16 protein-coding genes are annotated in these 15234 nt (G+C 71.2%); 10 read left to right on the forward strand and 6 right to left on the reverse strand.

Translation table 11 applies throughout. The features are described from left to right. Position 1: 1 nt before the first annotated feature. The 7 genes from ABL310_RS17960 (at position 2) to mobA (ending at position 5762) form a co-directional block, all read left to right on the forward strand. The gene (locus ABL310_RS17960) at positions 2-1390 is read left to right on the forward strand and encodes an MATE family efflux transporter (protein WP_349368369.1); all 1389 of its coding nucleotides are present in this window, start codon (positions 2-4) and stop codon (positions 1388-1390) included. A gap of 71 nt (positions 1391-1461) precedes the next feature. Further along, positions 1462-2202, forward strand: coding sequence for a phosphatidylserine decarboxylase (locus ABL310_RS17965; RefSeq protein WP_349368370.1), 741 nt, complete (start codon positions 1462-1464; stop codon positions 2200-2202). Between the two features lie 31 nt (positions 2203-2233). Further along, positions 2234-3088, forward strand: a complete 855-nt coding sequence (locus ABL310_RS17970) for a phosphatidylcholine/phosphatidylserine synthase (protein ID WP_349368371.1) — start codon at positions 2234-2236, stop codon at positions 3086-3088. Positions 3089-3213: 125 nt separating this feature from the next. Continuing rightward, on the forward strand, positions 3214-3882 hold the full coding sequence (locus ABL310_RS17975; protein ID WP_374730341.1) for a Maf-like protein: 669 nt from the start codon (positions 3214-3216) through the stop codon (positions 3880-3882). Between the two features lie 26 nt (positions 3883-3908). After that, the gene (locus tag ABL310_RS17980; protein ID WP_374730342.1) at positions 3909-4124 is read left to right on the forward strand and encodes a DNA gyrase inhibitor YacG; all 216 of its coding nucleotides are present in this window, start codon (positions 3909-3911) and stop codon (positions 4122-4124) included. A gap of 113 nt (positions 4125-4237) precedes the next feature. Then, complete coding sequence (locus tag ABL310_RS17985) at positions 4238-5137, forward strand: formate dehydrogenase accessory sulfurtransferase FdhD (RefSeq protein ID WP_349368373.1); 900 nt, start codon at positions 4238-4240, stop codon at positions 5135-5137. Then, positions 5130-5762 (forward strand): molybdenum cofactor guanylyltransferase MobA, encoded by a 633-nt coding sequence (gene mobA, locus ABL310_RS17990; protein ID WP_349368374.1) that lies wholly within the window; start codon positions 5130-5132, stop codon positions 5760-5762. The genes ABL310_RS17985 and mobA overlap by 8 nt, the downstream gene beginning before the upstream one ends. Positions 5763-5784: 22 nt before the next feature. On the opposite strand, the gene ABL310_RS17995 is transcribed toward mobA, so the two are convergent. Then, positions 5785-6642: a DUF2865 domain-containing protein gene (locus ABL310_RS17995; RefSeq protein WP_349368375.1), complete on the reverse strand. Its 858-nt coding sequence runs from the start codon at positions 6640-6642 to the stop codon at positions 5785-5787. Between the two features lie 168 nt (positions 6643-6810). On the opposite strand from ABL310_RS17995, the gene ABL310_RS18000 reads away from it, so the two are divergent. After that, positions 6811-6987: a hypothetical protein gene (locus ABL310_RS18000; RefSeq protein ID WP_349368376.1), complete on the forward strand. Its 177-nt coding sequence runs from the start codon at positions 6811-6813 to the stop codon at positions 6985-6987. A 225-nt stretch (positions 6988-7212) separates the two neighbouring features. Here ABL310_RS18000 and glp read toward each other — a convergent pair whose 3' ends face one another. Together glp and mobB are read right to left on the reverse strand one after the other, a co-directional pair. Next, positions 7213-8466: a gephyrin-like molybdotransferase Glp gene (gene glp, locus ABL310_RS18005; RefSeq protein ID WP_349368377.1), complete on the reverse strand. Its 1254-nt coding sequence runs from the start codon at positions 8464-8466 to the stop codon at positions 7213-7215. A 13-nt stretch (positions 8467-8479) separates the two neighbouring features. After that, positions 8480-9043 (reverse strand): molybdopterin-guanine dinucleotide biosynthesis protein B, encoded by a 564-nt coding sequence (mobB, locus tag ABL310_RS18010; protein WP_349368378.1) that lies wholly within the window; start codon positions 9041-9043, stop codon positions 8480-8482. A gap of 133 nt (positions 9044-9176) precedes the next feature. Between mobB and ABL310_RS18015 the strand changes: the two genes are divergently transcribed. Further along, positions 9177-9704, forward strand: coding sequence for an MbcA/ParS/Xre antitoxin family protein (locus ABL310_RS18015; RefSeq protein WP_349368379.1), 528 nt, complete (start codon positions 9177-9179; stop codon positions 9702-9704). Continuing rightward, positions 9701-10372 carry an RES family NAD+ phosphorylase gene (locus ABL310_RS18020; protein WP_349368380.1) on the forward strand — a complete coding sequence of 224 codons (672 nt, stop codon included), beginning with the start codon at positions 9701-9703 and terminating at the stop codon, positions 10370-10372. The genes ABL310_RS18015 and ABL310_RS18020 overlap by 4 nt, the downstream gene beginning before the upstream one ends. 168 nt (positions 10373-10540) lie before the next feature. Here ABL310_RS18020 and ABL310_RS18025 read toward each other — a convergent pair whose 3' ends face one another. The 3 genes from ABL310_RS18025 to ABL310_RS18035 all read right to left on the reverse strand — a co-directional run bounded on the left by ABL310_RS18025 (position 10541) and on the right by ABL310_RS18035 (position 15224). Next, positions 10541-11578: a formate dehydrogenase subunit gamma gene (locus ABL310_RS18025; RefSeq protein ID WP_349368381.1), complete on the reverse strand. Its 1038-nt coding sequence runs from the start codon at positions 11576-11578 to the stop codon at positions 10541-10543. Between the two features lie 81 nt (positions 11579-11659). Beyond that, on the reverse strand, positions 11660-12256 hold the full coding sequence (fdh3B, locus tag ABL310_RS18030) for a formate dehydrogenase FDH3 subunit beta (protein ID WP_349368382.1): 597 nt from the start codon (positions 12254-12256) through the stop codon (positions 11660-11662). A gap of 16 nt (positions 12257-12272) precedes the next feature. Continuing rightward, positions 12273-15224, reverse strand: coding sequence for a formate dehydrogenase subunit alpha (locus tag ABL310_RS18035; RefSeq protein WP_349368383.1), 2952 nt, complete (start codon positions 15222-15224; stop codon positions 12273-12275). Between the last annotated feature and the right edge of the window lie 10 nt (positions 15225-15234).

The following is a 15234-nucleotide window of genomic DNA, read 5'->3' on the forward strand; positions in this document are numbered from 1 at the left end:
CATGGCCCATGCGGAGACCGCGCCGGTCGAGGTGACGCACGGGCGGATGTTCCGCATCGCCGTGCCGATGATGCTCTCGCACATCACGGTGCCGCTGCTCGGCCTCGTCGACGCCACCGTGATCGGCCGGCTGGGGGACGCGGCGCTGCTCGGCGCCGTGGCGCTCGGCGCGGCGGTGTTCGACTACCTGTTCTGGACCTTCGGCGCGCTGCGCATGGGCACGGCCGGCCTCACCGCGCAGGCGGTGGGCGCGCGCGACCGGCAGGGCGTCTCCGAGACGCTGGCGCGCGCCTTCGCGGTGGGCGGCGCCATCGGCCTTCTCCTCCTCGCGCTGCAGGTGCCGATCGCCTGGGGCGCCTTCGCGATCATCGGCGCGTCGGACGCCGTGGACGCGGCCTTCGCCGAGTATTTCGCCATCCGCATCTGGGCCGCGCCCGTCACCCTGATGAACTACGCGCTGCTGGGCACGCTCACCGGGCGCGGGCGCACGGATCTCGGCTTCCTCACGCAGGTCGTGCAGAATCTCGCCAACGTGGCGCTGACGATCTGGCTCGTGGTGGGCCTCGAATGGGGCGTCGCCGGCGCGGCGCTCGGCACCGTGATCGGCGAGACGATCGGCTTCGCGCTCGGGCTCGCGATCGTCGTCCGGCTCGGCGACAACCCGCTGCGGGCGCGGCGCGCGGCGCTCTTCGATCCCGTCGCGTTGAAGCGCATGCTCGCCGTCAACGGCGACATCATGATCCGCACGATCGCCCTGATGGTGGCCTTCATCGGCTTCCAGTCGCTGAGCGCGCGCTCGGGCGACGTGACGCTCGCGGCGAACGCGGTGCTCCTCAACGTCTTCCTGATCGGCGGCTACTTCCTCGACGGCTTCGCCACGGCGGCGGAGGCCATCGGTGGCCAGGCCTACGGGGCGAAGCGCCCGCGCGCCTTCCGCCGGGCGGCGGGAATCGCGGTCCTGTGGGCGCACGTCTTCGGCGCGCTGCTCTCCGCCGGGTTCTATGTCGGCGGCGCCGCCTTCATCGACTTCGTCTCCACGGATCCGGAGGTGCGCGAGGCGGCCCGGCTCTATCTCGTCTTCGCGGCGCTGACCCCGCTCGCCGGGGCCCTCGCCTTCGCCCATGACGGCGTCTTCATCGGCGCGACCTGGACGGCGGCGCTCCGCAACACGATGCTCGCCGCGCTCGCGGTCTACATCGCGCTGCTCTACCTCCTGCAGGATCTCGGCAATACGGCGCTGTGGCTGTCCTTCCTCGTCTTCCTGGTGGCGCGGGGGCTCGGGCAGCAGCTCCTCTTCCCCCGGCTGGCGGCGCGGGGCCTTCCGCTGGAGGCGCCCGCCCCGGCGCCCGCTCCCGTCGCGGGGGATCCTGCCTCGCCGAGGAGCGACTGAACGCCTCTGCGCCACGCCGTCTGCGAACGCGCGCGCCCTCGCGACAGTTGACCCGGGGCGCGCGATCCCGCATGCGCTTGAAGCCGTACCGTATCGTTTTGGAAGCCTGTCCCATGTCCCTCGTCGAATCCGTCCGCAAGGTCTTCGTGCCGATCCACCGCGAGGGCTATCCCTTCATCGCCATCGCGGGCGCGGCCTCGATCGGGCTCGGCTTCCTGTGGGAGCCGCTGTTCTGGATCGGGCTCGTGATCACGCTGTGGGTCGCCTACTTCTTCCGCGACCCGCCGCGCACGACGCCCCTGCGCGACGGGCTCGTCGTCTCCCCCGCCGACGGGCGGGTGAGCATGATCACCACCGCCGTGCCGCCGCACGATCTCGACCTGCCGCGCGAGCCGATGACGCGCATCTCGATCTTCATGAACGTGTTCAACTGCCACGTGAACCGCGCGCCGGTGTCGGGCACCATCACCCAGCAGGTCTATTCCAAGGGCCTGTTCCTGAACGCCGAGCTCGACAAGGCGAGCGAGGACAACGAGCGCAACTCCCTCGTCATCGAGACGAGCGGGACCGAGATCGCGGTGGTGCAGATCGCGGGCCTGGTGGCGCGGCGCATCGTCTCCTTCGTGCGCGAAGGCGAGGAGATCGAGGCGGGCGAGCGCTTCGGGCTCATTCGCTTCGGCTCGCGGCTCGACGTCTACCTGCCGCTCTCGGCCCGCCCGCTGGTCGGCTTCGGCCAGAACGCCATCGCCGGCGAGACCGTGCTCGCCGACCTGAAGTCGTCGGAGCCCCCGCGCCAGTTCCGCGCGGGCTGAACCGTCGCCCCGCCCGGCTCGTTGCCAGACCATGAGCGACTTCTTCGCCCCCTTCGCCCCCGATCCGAACGAGCCGCGCCGGCGCCGCTTCAAGCCGGTGCCGTTCCGCGTCATCGCGCCGAACCTGATCACGCTGCTCGCCTTGTGCCTGGGGCTCACCGCCATTCGCCTCGGCTACGAGGGCCGGCTCGAGCTCGCCGTCTACGCGATCCTGGTCGCCGCCGTGCTCGATGCGCTCGACGGGCGCGTGGCGCGGCTCCTGAAGGGCACCTCGCGCTTCGGGGCCGAGCTCGATTCGCTCTCGGACTTCCTCAATTTCGGCGTCGCGCCGGCGCTGATCCTGTTCGCCTTCACGCTCGACAACGCCGGCGGCGTCGGCTGGGCGGCGGCGCTCGTCTTCGCCATCGCCTCCTGCCTGCGCCTCGCGCGCTTCAACGTCGCCCTCGACGATCCGCACCGGCCGGAATGGCGCAAGAACTTCTTCGTGGGCATGCCCGCACCCGCGGGCGCGCTCTCGGCGCTGCTCCCGATCTACCTCTACTTTCTCGGCGTGCCGACGAACGAGGAGGTCGCGGCGCCCTTCGCGCTCGCCTACCTCGTCGCCATCGCCTTCATGATGGTCTCCACCGTGCCGACCTATGCGGGCAAGACGCTGGGCCAGCGGATCCCGCGCGAGCGGGTGCTGCCGCTCTTCGTGGGGGCGGTGGCGCTGGTGGCGCTCGTCGTGTCCTTCCCCTTCGCCATGCTGTCGATCGCCGTCGTCGTCTACCTCGCCGCGATCCCCGTCGGCGTGCAGCGCTACCGGCGGCTCGCCAAGGAGCACGCCCACCACGCGGCGGCGGAGCGCGCGGCCGCCCGCGCGCCGGACGGCGATCCGGACATCTGACGCGAGCGGCCGCTCACAAGCCGCGCCGCGGCCTGTTGCTTGGAGCATCATCTCGCCCATCAACCGGATTCCACTCGGTGGGATGATGCTCTAACGTCCGGCCGCCGCGCCTCTCGCGCGGGCTCATGCCTGGAGGATCACCACCCGTGTCGTTGTTCGGATCGCGCGAGCCTGAATGGCGGCCGAAGCTCGTCCTCGCCTCGGCGTCGCCGCGGCGCCTGCAGCTCCTCCAGCAGATCGGGCTCGAGCCGGACGCATTGCTGCCGGCCGACGTCGACGAGACGCCGCTGAAGCTCGAGAAGCCGCGCGACCTCGCCCGCCGCCTCGCCCAAGAGAAGGCGCGCGGCGCGCTCAGGGCGGCGCGGGCTGACGAGAGCCTGAAAGGCGCCTATCTCGTCTCCGCCGACACGGTGGTGGCGGTCGGCCGGCGCATCCTGCCCAAGGCCGAGATCGTCGACGAGGCGGCGGGCTGCCTGCGGCTGCTCTCGGGCCGCCAGCACCGGGTCTATACCAGCGTGTGCGTGGTGACGCCCAAGGACGGCTTTCGCGAGCGCGTGGTCGAGACCCGCGTGCGCTTCAAGAGGCTGTCGCGGGACGAGATCGATTCCTACCTCGCTTCCGGCGAATGGCGCGGCAAGGCCGGCGGCTACGCCATCCAGGGGCTGGCCGGCGCCTTCGTCATCAAGCTCGTCGGGTCCTACCCGGCGGTGGTCGGGCTTCCCATCTACGAGACCGCGGCGCTGCTCGAGGGCGAAGGCTACCCCGTGCGGCTGTCCTGGCTGAACGCGGTGTGAGAGCGCCGCGCGGAGAAGGAGACCCGATGCCCCGCAAGACGACCGAGGCCCCCGCCAACGACGACCTCGCCGAGATGGCGGGTCGCGCCTGCCCGATCTGCGGCAAGACCGCCGTGGTGAAGTATCGCCCGTTCTGCTCGAAGCGCTGCGCCGACGTCGACCTGCAGCGCTGGTTCACGGGGACCTACGCCGTGCCCGTGGTGGAGGAGGACCGCTCGGCGGATGGCGACGACGCAGAGTGAGGCCGAGCCGCTCCTCGGCGTTTCGAGGGCCCGCCGGCCGTGATAGAGAGGCTCATCGTGAGACCGCCCTGCTCGGCCAGCCGCGCCGGCGCCCAGGCTTCGTGAGGTCGCGCATGAGTGCTGATGTGACGTCCACCACCCGGATCACCCCGGATCCCGCCGACCCGCGGCTCACCCGAACCGTCTCCGGCGTCGACGAGACCGGCCGGCCCGTGGACACCGCCGTCGTCGTCGAGCGGGCGCTGACGCTCTACCTGAATTCCCAGGAGATCGTCACGATGATGACGATCGGCGACTATCCGGAATACCTGGCGCTCGGCTATCTGCTCAACCAGAACATGCTCAAGCCCGACGACGTCGTCACCGCGGTCGACTACGACGACGATCTCGAGGTCGTCGTGGTGCGCACCGAGCGCGAGACCAATTTCGAGGACAAGCTGAAGAAGCGCACGCAGACCTCCGGCTGCGCCCAGGGCACCACCTTCGGCGACCTGATGGAGGCGCTCGACGACATCGTGCTGCCGAAGGCGAGCCTGCGCACCTCCTGGCTCTACCGCCTCACCCACGCCATCAACACGACGCCCTCGCTCTACCTGGAAGCGGGGGCGATCCACGGCTGCGTGCTCGCGCGCGGCGACGAGCCGCTGGTCTACATGGAGGACGTCGGGCGCCACAACGCGGTCGACAAGATCGCCGGCTGGATGTTCCGCCACGGCGAGACCGGCGCCGACAAGATCTTCTACACGACGGGGCGCCTCACCTCGGAGATGGTGATCAAGACCGTGCGCATGGGCATCCCGATCCTCGTCTCGCGCTCCGGCTTCACCGCCTGGGGCGTCGAGCTCGCCCGGCGCACGGGGCTCACGCTCATCGGCCGCGCGCGCGGCAAGCGCTTCGTCGCGCTCTCGGGCGAGGAGCGGATCGTCTACGACCAGGACCTCTCCTACGTGGCCGACGAGAGCGCGAAGCACCGGCGCAAGGGATCGAAGGAGGGAGCGGGCGGCGATGAGTGAGGCGCATCCCCCCACGCTCGGCGTACTCCTCGCCGGCGGGCTCGCGCGGCGCATGGGCGGCGGCGACAAGCCGCTGCGCACGATCGGCGGCAAGACCATCCTCGCCCGCGCCATCGAGCGGCTGGCGCCGCAATGCGACGCGCTCGTCCTCAACGCCAACGGCGACCCGGCGCGGTTCGCGCAGACCGGGCTGCCGGTCGTGGCGGATACGGTCGAGGGCTTCGCGGGCCCGCTCGCGGGCGTGCTCGCCGGGCTCGACTGGGCGGCGCGGAACCGGCCCGACATCGCCTACGTCACGACGCTCGCGGCGGACACGCCCTTCGTCCCGCGCGATTTCGTCTCGCGCCTGCACGCCGCCCGCGCGGCGGCGGGGACGCCGCTCGCCTGCGCCGAGAGCGACGGGCGCACCCATCCCACGAACGCGCTCTGGCGGGTGGATCTGCGCGAGGACCTGCGCCACGCGCTCGTCGTAAAGGACATGCGCAAGATCGACCGCTGGACCGCCCGCCACGGCGTCGCGCTGGCCGCCTGGCCGGCCACCCCGCTCGATCCGTTCTTCAACGCCAACACGCCCGAGGACGTGGCCGAGGCCGAGCGCCTCCTCGCGGAGCATGGCGAGGCGTGAGGCGGATCGGCGCGGCGCGACGTCACCGCGAGGCCATGTCCACCGTCGCCCGGGTCTCGGCCAGGAACTCCCGCGCGATCTCCTTGCGGAAGCTCACGCCGAGCCGCGCGTCCGCCTTCGCGCGCAGGCTCCCGGCGATCTCGGCCTCGCCGAAGGGGCGGAACTCGGCGAGCTCCTCCGGCTGTCCGTCGCGGCCGCGATAGACGAGCGGGCCTTCCCTGGTGACGACGATGTCGCCGCGGCGCAGCGTCATGTCGTGGCGGATGTCGAGCCGGTCGGCGACGCGGCGGTTCGGGCCCTGGCAGGAACAGGTGCCGTCGATCGCCGTCGTGTAGGCCTGCGCCATCGGCAGATCGGCGTAGCGCATGCCGTCTGCGGCCTTGGCCTCCTCGATCTCCTCGGCGCCGGGCGGGAGCACGAACAGCTTCGTCGGCGCCCCGGGGCAGCCCGCGTTGCAGGCGAGGTCGTGCAGCGGCAGGTCGCGCCGCGCGGCGAGATCGCCGACGGGGAAGTAGTAGCCGTCGCACATGCGCACGCAGTAGGTCCGCCCGCGGGACGAGGGGACGATTCGGCGCGCCTGGCGGGGCTCGGCCGCCGGGCGCGGCGTCGCCTGGCGCGGCTGCGGCGCAGGCCGGACGCGAGGCGCGGCGCGACGCTCGCCGCCGAAGATCCGCCCGAGCAGGCCCGGCGGCTCGGCGCGGCCCGGCTGCGTCGCCCGGCTGTCGGCGCGGAAGAACTCGATGGCGCCCGTCGCCTCCACGGCGGGGGGCACGGCGAGCGCGGCGACGAAGCCGCCGAGGACGAGGGCGCCGAACAGGCGTGCGACGCCGAGCGCGCGCGGCGGAGCGCCGGCGCGATCGCGAGGATCGTGGGAACTCATGAATGCTCTCCGAGGGCGTGAAACGCCCGTTTCGCGAGGCAATTCGCTTTTGTTGTTCGAGTTCCCGCGACCGCTGGCGCGAACGTCGGCGACGACGTGGCAAACGCTTGAAAGCGCTCGCGTTTCGCGGCATTGATAGAGAACCGGAATCCTGGGAGGAAAACCCCGATGAAAGCCTTCGTCGCCTCGCTCGTCGTGGCGCTCGCCGTCGCCGTCGGCGCGGCCTACCTGCTCGAGAGCACCTATCAGTCCACCGCCGCCGACGCCTATGCGACGACCGGCGCCCGCGTGGGCGACCCCGGCCACAACCTCGTCGGCTCGGACTGGTATTCCTCGCGCAGCTGAACGACTTGAAGCGGTCCGCGGCTCGCGTGGAGCTGTCATCCCGGACGCCGAAGGCGATCCGGGACCCATATCCTCGACGTCGGCCTCGAGCGCGCATGTCGCGCTCGTCGCACACCGGTTCGACGTGTCGGTGTGACGCAGCCTGAAGGCTGCGAAATCAGGTCGGCGGGTATGGGTCCCGGGTCCGCTCCGCGGCCCGGGATGACAGACAGGGTGCAGGACGTCTCACACGAGCGCCGCGTAGGGCAGGAACGCCACCGTGTCGCCCTCGGCGACGCGCGTGACCTCCTCCGGCAGCTCGACGAGACCCGCCGTCTGCGTCAGCGACGTGATCACCCCCGCGCCCTCGCGGGGGTGCTTGCGGGCGAGGAGGCCGCCCGCCCCGTCCGGCGCGAGCGCGCAGCGCACGTATTCGCGCCGGCCTTCCTTCTTCTTGTACGCGAAGCCGGCGCGCACCGGGAACGACACCGGCCGCCGCCAGGTCTCCCCCGCAAGCCGCGCGATCAGCGGCCGGGCCAGCATGGCGAAGGTCACGAACACCGCCGCCGGGTTCCCCGGCAGGCCGATGAAGGCCTTGCCCTTCACCACGCCGAGCGCCACCGGCCGGCCGGGCTTGATGCCCACCCGCCAGAAGGTGAGCGCGCCGGCCGCCTCCACCGCCGCCTTGACGTGATCCTCCTCCCCGGTCGAGACGCCGCCGGACGTGATCAGCATGTCGACGCGCTCGGCCGCATCGGCCAGCGCGGCCGCGACCGCCTCGCGCCGGTCCGGCAGGATGCCGAGATCGCGCACGACGCAGCCGGCGCGGCGCGCGAGCGAAATCAGCATGAAGCGGTTGGCGTCATAGAGCTTGGCCGGCCCGAGCGCCCGGCCCGGCCCGACGAGCTCGTCGCCCGTGGAGAACACGCCCACCGTCAACGGCGCGCGCACGGGGATCTCGGGAAGGCCCAGCGCGGCGAGGAGCGCGAGGTCGCGCGGGGTGAGCCGGTGGCCCGCCGGCAGGGCGAGCGCGCCGGCCTCGAGATCCTCGCCGGCGGGACGGGCGTTGGCGCCGGGCTTCAGGCCGGCGGGGAGGACGACGTCGCCCTCCTCGCGCACGGCGTCCTCCTGCATGTAGACCGTGTCGAAACCCTCGGGCATGGCCGCGCCGGTGAAGATGCGCAGCGCCACGCGCTCCGCAGCGTCGGCGGCCGGAGCCGCGCCCGCCGCCAGCCGCCCGGAGACGGGAAGGCGCGTCTCGCCGCCCGGCGTGAGGTCGGCGTGGCGGACCGCGTAGCCGTCGACGGCCGAGTTGAAGAAGGGTGGCAGCGGGATCGGCGCCGTGACGTCGTCCGCGAGCACGCGTCCGTCCGCCTCGGCGAGCGGCGCGTGCTCCACCGCCGTCACCGGCGCGATCCGCTCGGCGATGAGCGCGAGCGCCTCGTCGACCCGCATCAGGGCGCCGCCGAAGGCGAAGCAATCGTTCGAGAGCTGGGCCATCGTCCGGTCTCCTTCAGCCGCGCGCCGGCCTGAGCCGCGCCGGCGAAGGCGTGCGCGCGAGCTCCGCGAGGAGCGTGTCGCGCGCGACCGCCTCGCGCAAGGCGGCGTCCGCGATGGCCTCGACGTCGTCGAGAGCGATCACCGGAACCGGCGCGGCGGGAACGGGGACGTCGCTCGCGAGGAGGCGCACGTTCGGCGCCGTGTCGTACAGATGCGGCTTGCCGTTCGCTTCGCGGAACACCTCGATCTTCGGATGCGGCCAGGCCTTGAACCCCTCGACGATCACGAGGTCGACCGGCGAGAGCCGCGCGAGGAGCGCGCCGAGCGGCGGCTCCTCCTCGCCCGGGCCGTATTCGCGCATCAGCGCGAAGCGCCGCGCGGACGCGACCAGCACCTCCCGCGCGCCGGCCTCGCGGTGGGTGTGGCTGTCCTTGCCGGGCCGGTCGACATCGAAGGCGTGGTGCGCGTGCTTGAGGGTCGAGACCTCGACCCCGCGCGCCACCAGGGCGGGGATGAGCCTGGCGAGAAGCGTCGTCTTGCCCGCGCCGCTCCAGCCGGCGAGCCCGATCACGCGCATGGGGGAACCTCGTTGACGTCGGGGAGGACGGTTCTAGCGCGGCGCGGGGCGGATGTAACGGGGTTTGCGCGGCGGCGTCTTGTCGGATGTCCGAATTCGGACCATATTCGGATCAGGACAAGAGGAGCGTTTCATGCCGAACGCCAGCCCGGAGCGCCGCCCCGCCGCCGCCGCGGGACCGCAGCTCGTGAACCCGGCTTTGTTCAGCAGCGCCGAGCGCCGCCGGCTGAGTGGGCCGGGCCTGCGCACCTTCCTCGCGGTGGCGGATCTCTGGCGGATGACTGAGGAAGAGCGGCTGCGCGTGCTGGGCTCGCCGTCCCGCTCGACCTATCACGGCTGGGCCAAGGCCGTGCGCGAGCACCGGGACGTCACCCTCGACCTCGACACGCTGACCCGGATCTCGGCCTTTCTCGGCATCTACCAGGCGCTCTCGATCCTCGAGGGCGACGAGGCGGCGGGCCTGCAATGGCTGCGTTCGCCGCACGGCGCGCCGGTCTTCGCGGGACGCCCTCCGATGGCGCTCGTCACCGACGGCTCGCAGGACGCGCTCCTGACCGTGCGCCGCTTCCTCGACGCCGCGCGCGGCGGGATCTACATGCCGCCCAACGCCGTGGACGAGGGCTTCACGCCCTACGAGGATGGCGACATCGACCTCTCATGACGCATGTCCGCGCCCCGGCGCCGAGGCCGAGCCATCGCCTGATCCCTTCGCGCTTTCCGCCGATCGCCCTGTTCGAGCGTGTCGCGACGGCGGCGGATCTCGAAGCGGTGATGGAGCTCGTCGGCTGGACCAACGACCGCCTCGTCGCACATCGCGTGGCCCGCCTGCCGCGGGACGAATGGGTCTACGGCCGGCCGAACGCCAGTATCGTCATGGCCTCCTTCCTCCACGTCGCGCCGGGCGGCAGCCGCTTCAACGGCCCCGACCTCGGGGCCTGGTACGCGGCGGCCGCGATCCGCACGGCGGTGGCGGAGGTGGGCCATCACCTGCGCCGCGAGGCGGCGGCGCGCGGCGAGCCCTCGCTCACGCGGGTCTTCCGCGCCTACGAGGCGACGCTCCAGGGCGCTTACGTCGACATCCGCGGGCAGGCGGCGGAGCGGCCCGATCTCTACGCCGGCACGAGCACCGCCGCGGCGCAGTCCTTCGGCGAGGGACTGCGCGCGGCTGGCGAGGACGGCATCCTCTACGACAGCCTGCGCCACGCAGGCGGCGAGAACGTCGCGGCGTATCGCCCGAGCAGGATCCGGGACGTCGTCCAGGCGGACCACTGGGAGATCATCGTCCGGGCCGGAGAGAAACGCATCGCCGCTCGTCGGCTGCGGGGGTGAAGGCGATGGGCATTCGCATTCGGCGTGCGAAGGCGCTCTGTGGAACGGTCGCGAGCGTCGGCCATGGAGCGCCGATAATTCCCTCTCCCCTGCGGGGAGGTCTCGGCGCGCAAAAGGAAAGGGCGCGGGGTCTCCCCCGCGCCCTCGTGAACCAAGTGGACGAGCCGATCACTCGGCCGGCTGCGGCGCCGGCGTCGCGCGCCCGCCGGCTGCGGCCTGCTTGCGGCGGGCCTCCTCGGCCCAGAGCGAGTGGTGCTCCTTCGCCCAATTGTAGTCGACCTCGCCGGAGCCCATGGCGTCGAAGGCGCCCTGCATGCCCACCGAGCCGATGTAGATGTGGCCGACCATGATGGCGACCAGCACCGCGGCGACGATGCCGTGGATGATCTGCATCAGCTGCCAGTCGGCATAGCCGCCGGCGAGCCAGGGGAAGAGCAGGAACACGCCGGTGACGGAGAGCGCCGCGCCGCCGATGATCACGGACCAGAAGATCCCCTTCTGGCCGGCGTTGAACTTCTTCGCCGGCGGATGGACGCCCTTCGAGAACAGGCCGCCGCCCGCCTTCAGCCACGCGACGTCCGTGCCGTTGGGGATGTTGTCCTTGATCCAGACGACGAGCATGAAGACGAGGCCGGCCATGAACGGCCAGGCGAGATAATTGTGGGCGTACTTGCCCCACTGCGTCGCCGCGGCGAAGGTCTCCGGCCCGAACAGCGGCAGGAGCACGTGACGACCGAAGACGAGGTTGAGCCCCGTCAGCGCGAGCACCAGGAACGAGCCGGCGGTGAGCCAGTGCACGAAGCGCTCGAAGCCGTTGAAGCGCAGGATCTTGATTCCCGACAGGCCGGAATCGATCGTGATCTTGCCGCGCACGGCGTAGAAGGCGACGACGACGGCGAGCATGCCGAGGAGCGCGATCGCCGTGATCCAAAGCATCGTGCCCTGGTGGAAGGCGCGCCAGTCCTGGCCGCCGGGCTTGATCAGGCCCGTCGCCGCCTGATCCGGAATCGAGACGCGCCCGGCGATCTCGCCGCCCGGCTGGAGCGCCTGGAGGAGCTGCTCCTCCGTGACCGCGTCGGCGGTCGGATTGACGGTTTGCGCCGAGACCGTCTCGGGGGCCGCGAGGGCGGCGAGGCCGAGAAGCGCGATCGCCGCGAGGGCGGCGCGCCCGGTCTTAACGGCTGAGGTGAGGCTCGCGCGGAGCATGGGGTCGTCCTTCCCTGAACCTGTGAATACGAGGCGGTCCGGCGGCGAGGCCTCGCCCCGCCGCCTTCGTCGAGCCGCGCCTCAGATCGCGACCGTCTCCTTGTAGGCCGTCTGCCAGCCCCAGGCGCCCGAGCCGTAGCCGCGCGTGACCACGCGCTCGCGGTAGATCTCGGCGATGATCTCGCCGTCGCCGGCGAGCAGCGCCTTGGTCGAGCACATCTCCGCGCAGATCGGCAGCTTGCCCTCGGCGAGACGATTGGCGCCGTACTTCTCGTACTCCGCCATCGTGATGTCCGCCTCGGGGCCGCCCGCGCAATAGGTGCACTTGTCCATCTTGCCGCGCGAGCCGAAATTGCCGACGCGCGGGTATTGCGGCGCGCCGAACGGGCAGGCGTAGAAGCAGTAGCCGCAGCCGATGCACAGGTCCTTCGAGTGCAGCACGACGGCGTCCACCGTCGTGTAGAAGCAGTCGACCGGGCACACGGCGGCGCAGGGCGCGTCCGTGCAATGCATGCAGGCCATGGAGATCGAGCGCTCGCCGGGCGCGCCGTCGTTGATGGTGACGACGCGACGGCGGTTGATGCCCCACGGCACCTCGTGCTCGTTCTTGCAGGCGGTGACGCAGGCGTTGCACTCGATGCACCGGTCCGCGTCGCAGAGGAACTTCATCCGAGCCATTGTCGATATCCTCCGATCACGCGGCTGCGATCTGGCAGAGCGTGACCTTGGTCTCCTGCATGCCGGTCACGGGGTCGTAGCCGTAGGTGGTGACGGTGTTGACGCTCTCGCCGAGCACGATCGGGTCCGTGCCCTGCGGGTACTTCCCGCGCTGGTCGACGCCCTGGAACCAGCCGGCGAAGTGGAACGGCATGAACGCCACGCCGCGCCCCACACGTTCGGTGACGAGGGCCTTCACCCGCGCCTTCGAGCCGTTCTCCGGGCCGGAGACCCAGACGAACTGCCCTTCCGCGATGCCGCGCTCGGCCGCGTCCGCCGGGTTGATCTCGACGAACATGTCCTGCTGCAGCTCCGCGAGCCACTTGTTCGAGCGCGTCTCCTCGCCGCCGCCCTCGTATTCCACGAGGCGCCCGGAGGTGAGGATGATCGGGAAGTCGCGCGCGACGTTCTTCTCGATCGCCGCCATCTGCACCGTGTGGCCGATGTTCGGCACGCGCTGCTGGCGGAAGTCCTCGCGGGTGGGGTACTGCGCGACCAGCTCCGTGCGCGGCGAGTAGATCGGCTCGCGATGGACCGGCACCGGATCGGGCAGGTTCCAGGCCATGGCCCGGGCCTTGCCGTTGCCGAACGGGATCACGCCGTGCTCCATGCACACGCGCTGGATGCCGCCCGACAGGTCGAGCGACCAGGAGACCGCGTCGGCGTTCTCGCCGCCCTGGGCCTCGATCCGGGCGCGCTCGGCCTCCGTCAGGTCCGCGTCCCACCCCAGCGTCTTGAGGACGCCGTAGGTGAATTGCGGATAGCCGTCCGTCAGCTCCGAGCCCACCGAGTACGAGCCCTCGGAGAGGAGGGTGACGCCCTCGCGCTCCACGCCGAAGCGGGCGCGGAAGGTGCCGCCGCCGTCCTTCACGTGAAGGTTCGTGTTGTAGAGGATGTGCGTGCCGGGATGGCGGATCTCCGGCGTGCCCCAGCACGGCCAGGGCAGGCCGTAATAGTCGCCGCCGACGTCCGCGACGTCCTTGGGCGCACGCAGGGTGACGAGATCGAACGCGCCCTGGTTGGCCATGTGCGCCTTGAGGCGCTCGGGGCTCTGGCCGCAATAGCCGGTGGACCAGCCGCCGCGGTTGATCTCCGAGAGCACCGATTCCGGCTCCGGCTCCGGCCCGAACTTGCCGTCCACCATGGCGATGTTCTTGAACATCCGGTCGGCGAAGCCGAGCTTCTCGGCGAGCTGGTGGATCACCCAGTAGTCGGTCGCCGATTCGAAGATCGGCTCGACGACCTTCTCGCCCCACTGGATCGAGCGGTTAGACGCCGTGCGCGAGCCGGAGCACTCGAACTGCGTGCAGATCGGCAGGAGGTAGGTGTTGTCGGTCCGCTCGCCCAGCACCGCGAAGGTGGTCGGATGCGGGTCGGCGACGACGAGGAGGTCGAGGCGCTTCAAGCCCTCGGCCACCTCCGGCATGCGGGTGACGGTGTTGCCGCCGTGGCCGAACACCATCATCGCCTTGACGTTGTCGCGCTGGTCGACGTCGTCGGGGTTCATCATCACCGCGTCGAACCAGCGGGTGGTGGTGATCCCGGGGGTCTCCATGTTGGTCTTGCGGTCGCGTCCGTCGCGGCCGGCCTTGGCCGGGACCTCGTCGAAGCGGCCCTGCAGCCAGTCGTACTCGACCTCCCAGACGCGGGCCCAGTGCTTCCAGCCGCCCTCGCCGAGGCCGTAGTAGAGCGGCAGCGAGGTGACGTCGAGGCCGAGATCCGTCGCGCCCTGCACGTTGCAATGGCCGCGGAAGATGTTGGCGCCGGTGCCCGTGGAGCCGACGTTGCCGGTGGCGAGCAGCAGGTTGCAGTAGGCGCGCACGTTGGCGGTGCCCACCGTCTTCTGCGTCGCGCCCATGCACCAGATCAGGGTCGACGGCTTCTGGGTCGCGAACATCTCGGCGACGCGCTCGAGCTGCTCGCCCGGGACGCCGGAGACGCGCTCGACCTCCTCGGGGGTCCACTTCGCGACTTCCTTGCGCACCTCGTCCATGCCGTAGACGCGCTGCGCGATGAAGTCCTTGTCCTCCCAGCCGTTCTCGAAGATGTGCCACATCATGCCCCAGATCACCGGGATGTCGGTGCCGGGACGGATGCGGACGTATTCGGTGGCGTGGGCGGCGGTGCGGGTGAAGCGCGGATCGATGACGATCATGTTCGCCTGGTTCAGCTCCTTGCCCGAAAGCACGTGCTGGAGCGAGACCGGGTGCGCCTCCGCGGGATTCCCGCCCATGATGATCATGGTCTTGGAATTGCGGATGTCGTTGTAGGAATTGGTCTGGGCGCCGTAGCCCCAGGTGTTGGCGACGCCGGCCACCGTGGTCGAGTGGCAGATGCGCGCCTGGTGGTCGACCGAGTTCGTGCCCCAGAAGGCGGCGAGCTTGCGGTAGAGATAGGCGCCCTCGTTGGAGAACTTCGCCGAGCCGAGCCAGAACACCGAATCCGCGCCAGACTGCTCGCGGATGGTCCCGAGCTTCGCCGAGATCTCGGTGAGCGCCTCTTCCCAGGTGGTGCGCTGCCATTCGCCGCCGACGAGCTTCATCGGGTACTTCAGGCGGCGGTCGCCGTGGACCAGCTCTCGCACCGACGCGCCCTTGGCGCAGTGGGTGCCGCGGTTGATCGGGCTCTCCCAGGCCGGCTCCTGGCCGACCCACACGCCGTTCTGGACTTCCGCGATCACCGTGCAGCCAACCGAGCAGTGGGTGCAGATGTTCTTGCGGGTCTCGACGGCGACGCCCTCCTGCATCGGGCCGGCCTCGGCCTTGCGCACGGCGCCGAGCGACAGCGAGCCCGCGGCGGCGAGGCCGCCGACGGCGAGGCCGGAGCGGCGCAGGAAGGTGCGGCGGTCGATGGCCTCGTTGACGAGGCCGGCGACCACCGCGGGATGACGGGCGCGGCGCGCCTCGCCGGTCTTGCGCTTGACGAGCATGGAACCCGCC

The sequence above is a fragment of the Salinarimonas sp. genome (genome assembly GCF_040111675.1).
Taxonomy (GTDB): Bacteria; Pseudomonadota; Alphaproteobacteria; order Rhizobiales; family Beijerinckiaceae; genus Salinarimonas.

Coding starts and splice junctions, on each gene's coding strand:
- mobB (WP_349368378.1), bottom strand. CDS start 9,043: ATGCGCGTGATCGGGCTCGCCGGCTGGAGCGGCGCGGGCAAGACGACG.
- ABL310_RS18000 (WP_349368376.1), top strand. CDS start 6,811: ATGAAAGCCTTCGTCGCCTCGCTCGTCGTGGCGCTCGCCGTCGCCGTC.
- ABL310_RS17970 (WP_349368371.1), top strand. CDS start 2,234: ATGAGCGACTTCTTCGCCCCCTTCGCCCCCGATCCGAACGAGCCGCGC.
- ABL310_RS18015 (WP_349368379.1), top strand. CDS start 9,177: ATGCCGAACGCCAGCCCGGAGCGCCGCCCCGCCGCCGCCGCGGGACCG.
- ABL310_RS18020 (WP_349368380.1), top strand. CDS start 9,701: ATGACGCATGTCCGCGCCCCGGCGCCGAGGCCGAGCCATCGCCTGATC.
- ABL310_RS17965 (WP_349368370.1), top strand. CDS start 1,462: ATGCGCTTGAAGCCGTACCGTATCGTTTTGGAAGCCTGTCCCATGTCC.
- fdh3B (WP_349368382.1), bottom strand. CDS start 12,256: ATGGCTCGGATGAAGTTCCTCTGCGACGCGGACCGGTGCATCGAGTGC.
- ABL310_RS17985 (WP_349368373.1), top strand. CDS start 4,238: ATGAGTGCTGATGTGACGTCCACCACCCGGATCACCCCGGATCCCGCC.
- ABL310_RS17980 (WP_374730342.1), top strand. CDS start 3,909: ATGCCCCGCAAGACGACCGAGGCCCCCGCCAACGACGACCTCGCCGAG.
- ABL310_RS17995 (WP_349368375.1), bottom strand. CDS start 6,642: ATGAGTTCCCACGATCCTCGCGATCGCGCCGGCGCTCCGCCGCGCGCG.
- mobA (WP_349368374.1), top strand. CDS start 5,130: ATGAGTGAGGCGCATCCCCCCACGCTCGGCGTACTCCTCGCCGGCGGG.
- ABL310_RS17960 (WP_349368369.1), top strand. CDS start 2: ATGGCCCATGCGGAGACCGCGCCGGTCGAGGTGACGCACGGGCGGATG.
- ABL310_RS18035 (WP_349368383.1), bottom strand. CDS start 15,224: ATGCTCGTCAAGCGCAAGACCGGCGAGGCGCGCCGCGCCCGTCATCCC.
- glp (WP_349368377.1), bottom strand. CDS start 8,466: ATGGCCCAGCTCTCGAACGATTGCTTCGCCTTCGGCGGCGCCCTGATG.
- ABL310_RS18025 (WP_349368381.1), bottom strand. CDS start 11,578: ATGCTCCGCGCGAGCCTCACCTCAGCCGTTAAGACCGGGCGCGCCGCC.
- ABL310_RS17975 (WP_374730341.1), top strand. CDS start 3,214: ATGCCTGGAGGATCACCACCCGTGTCGTTGTTCGGATCGCGCGAGCCT.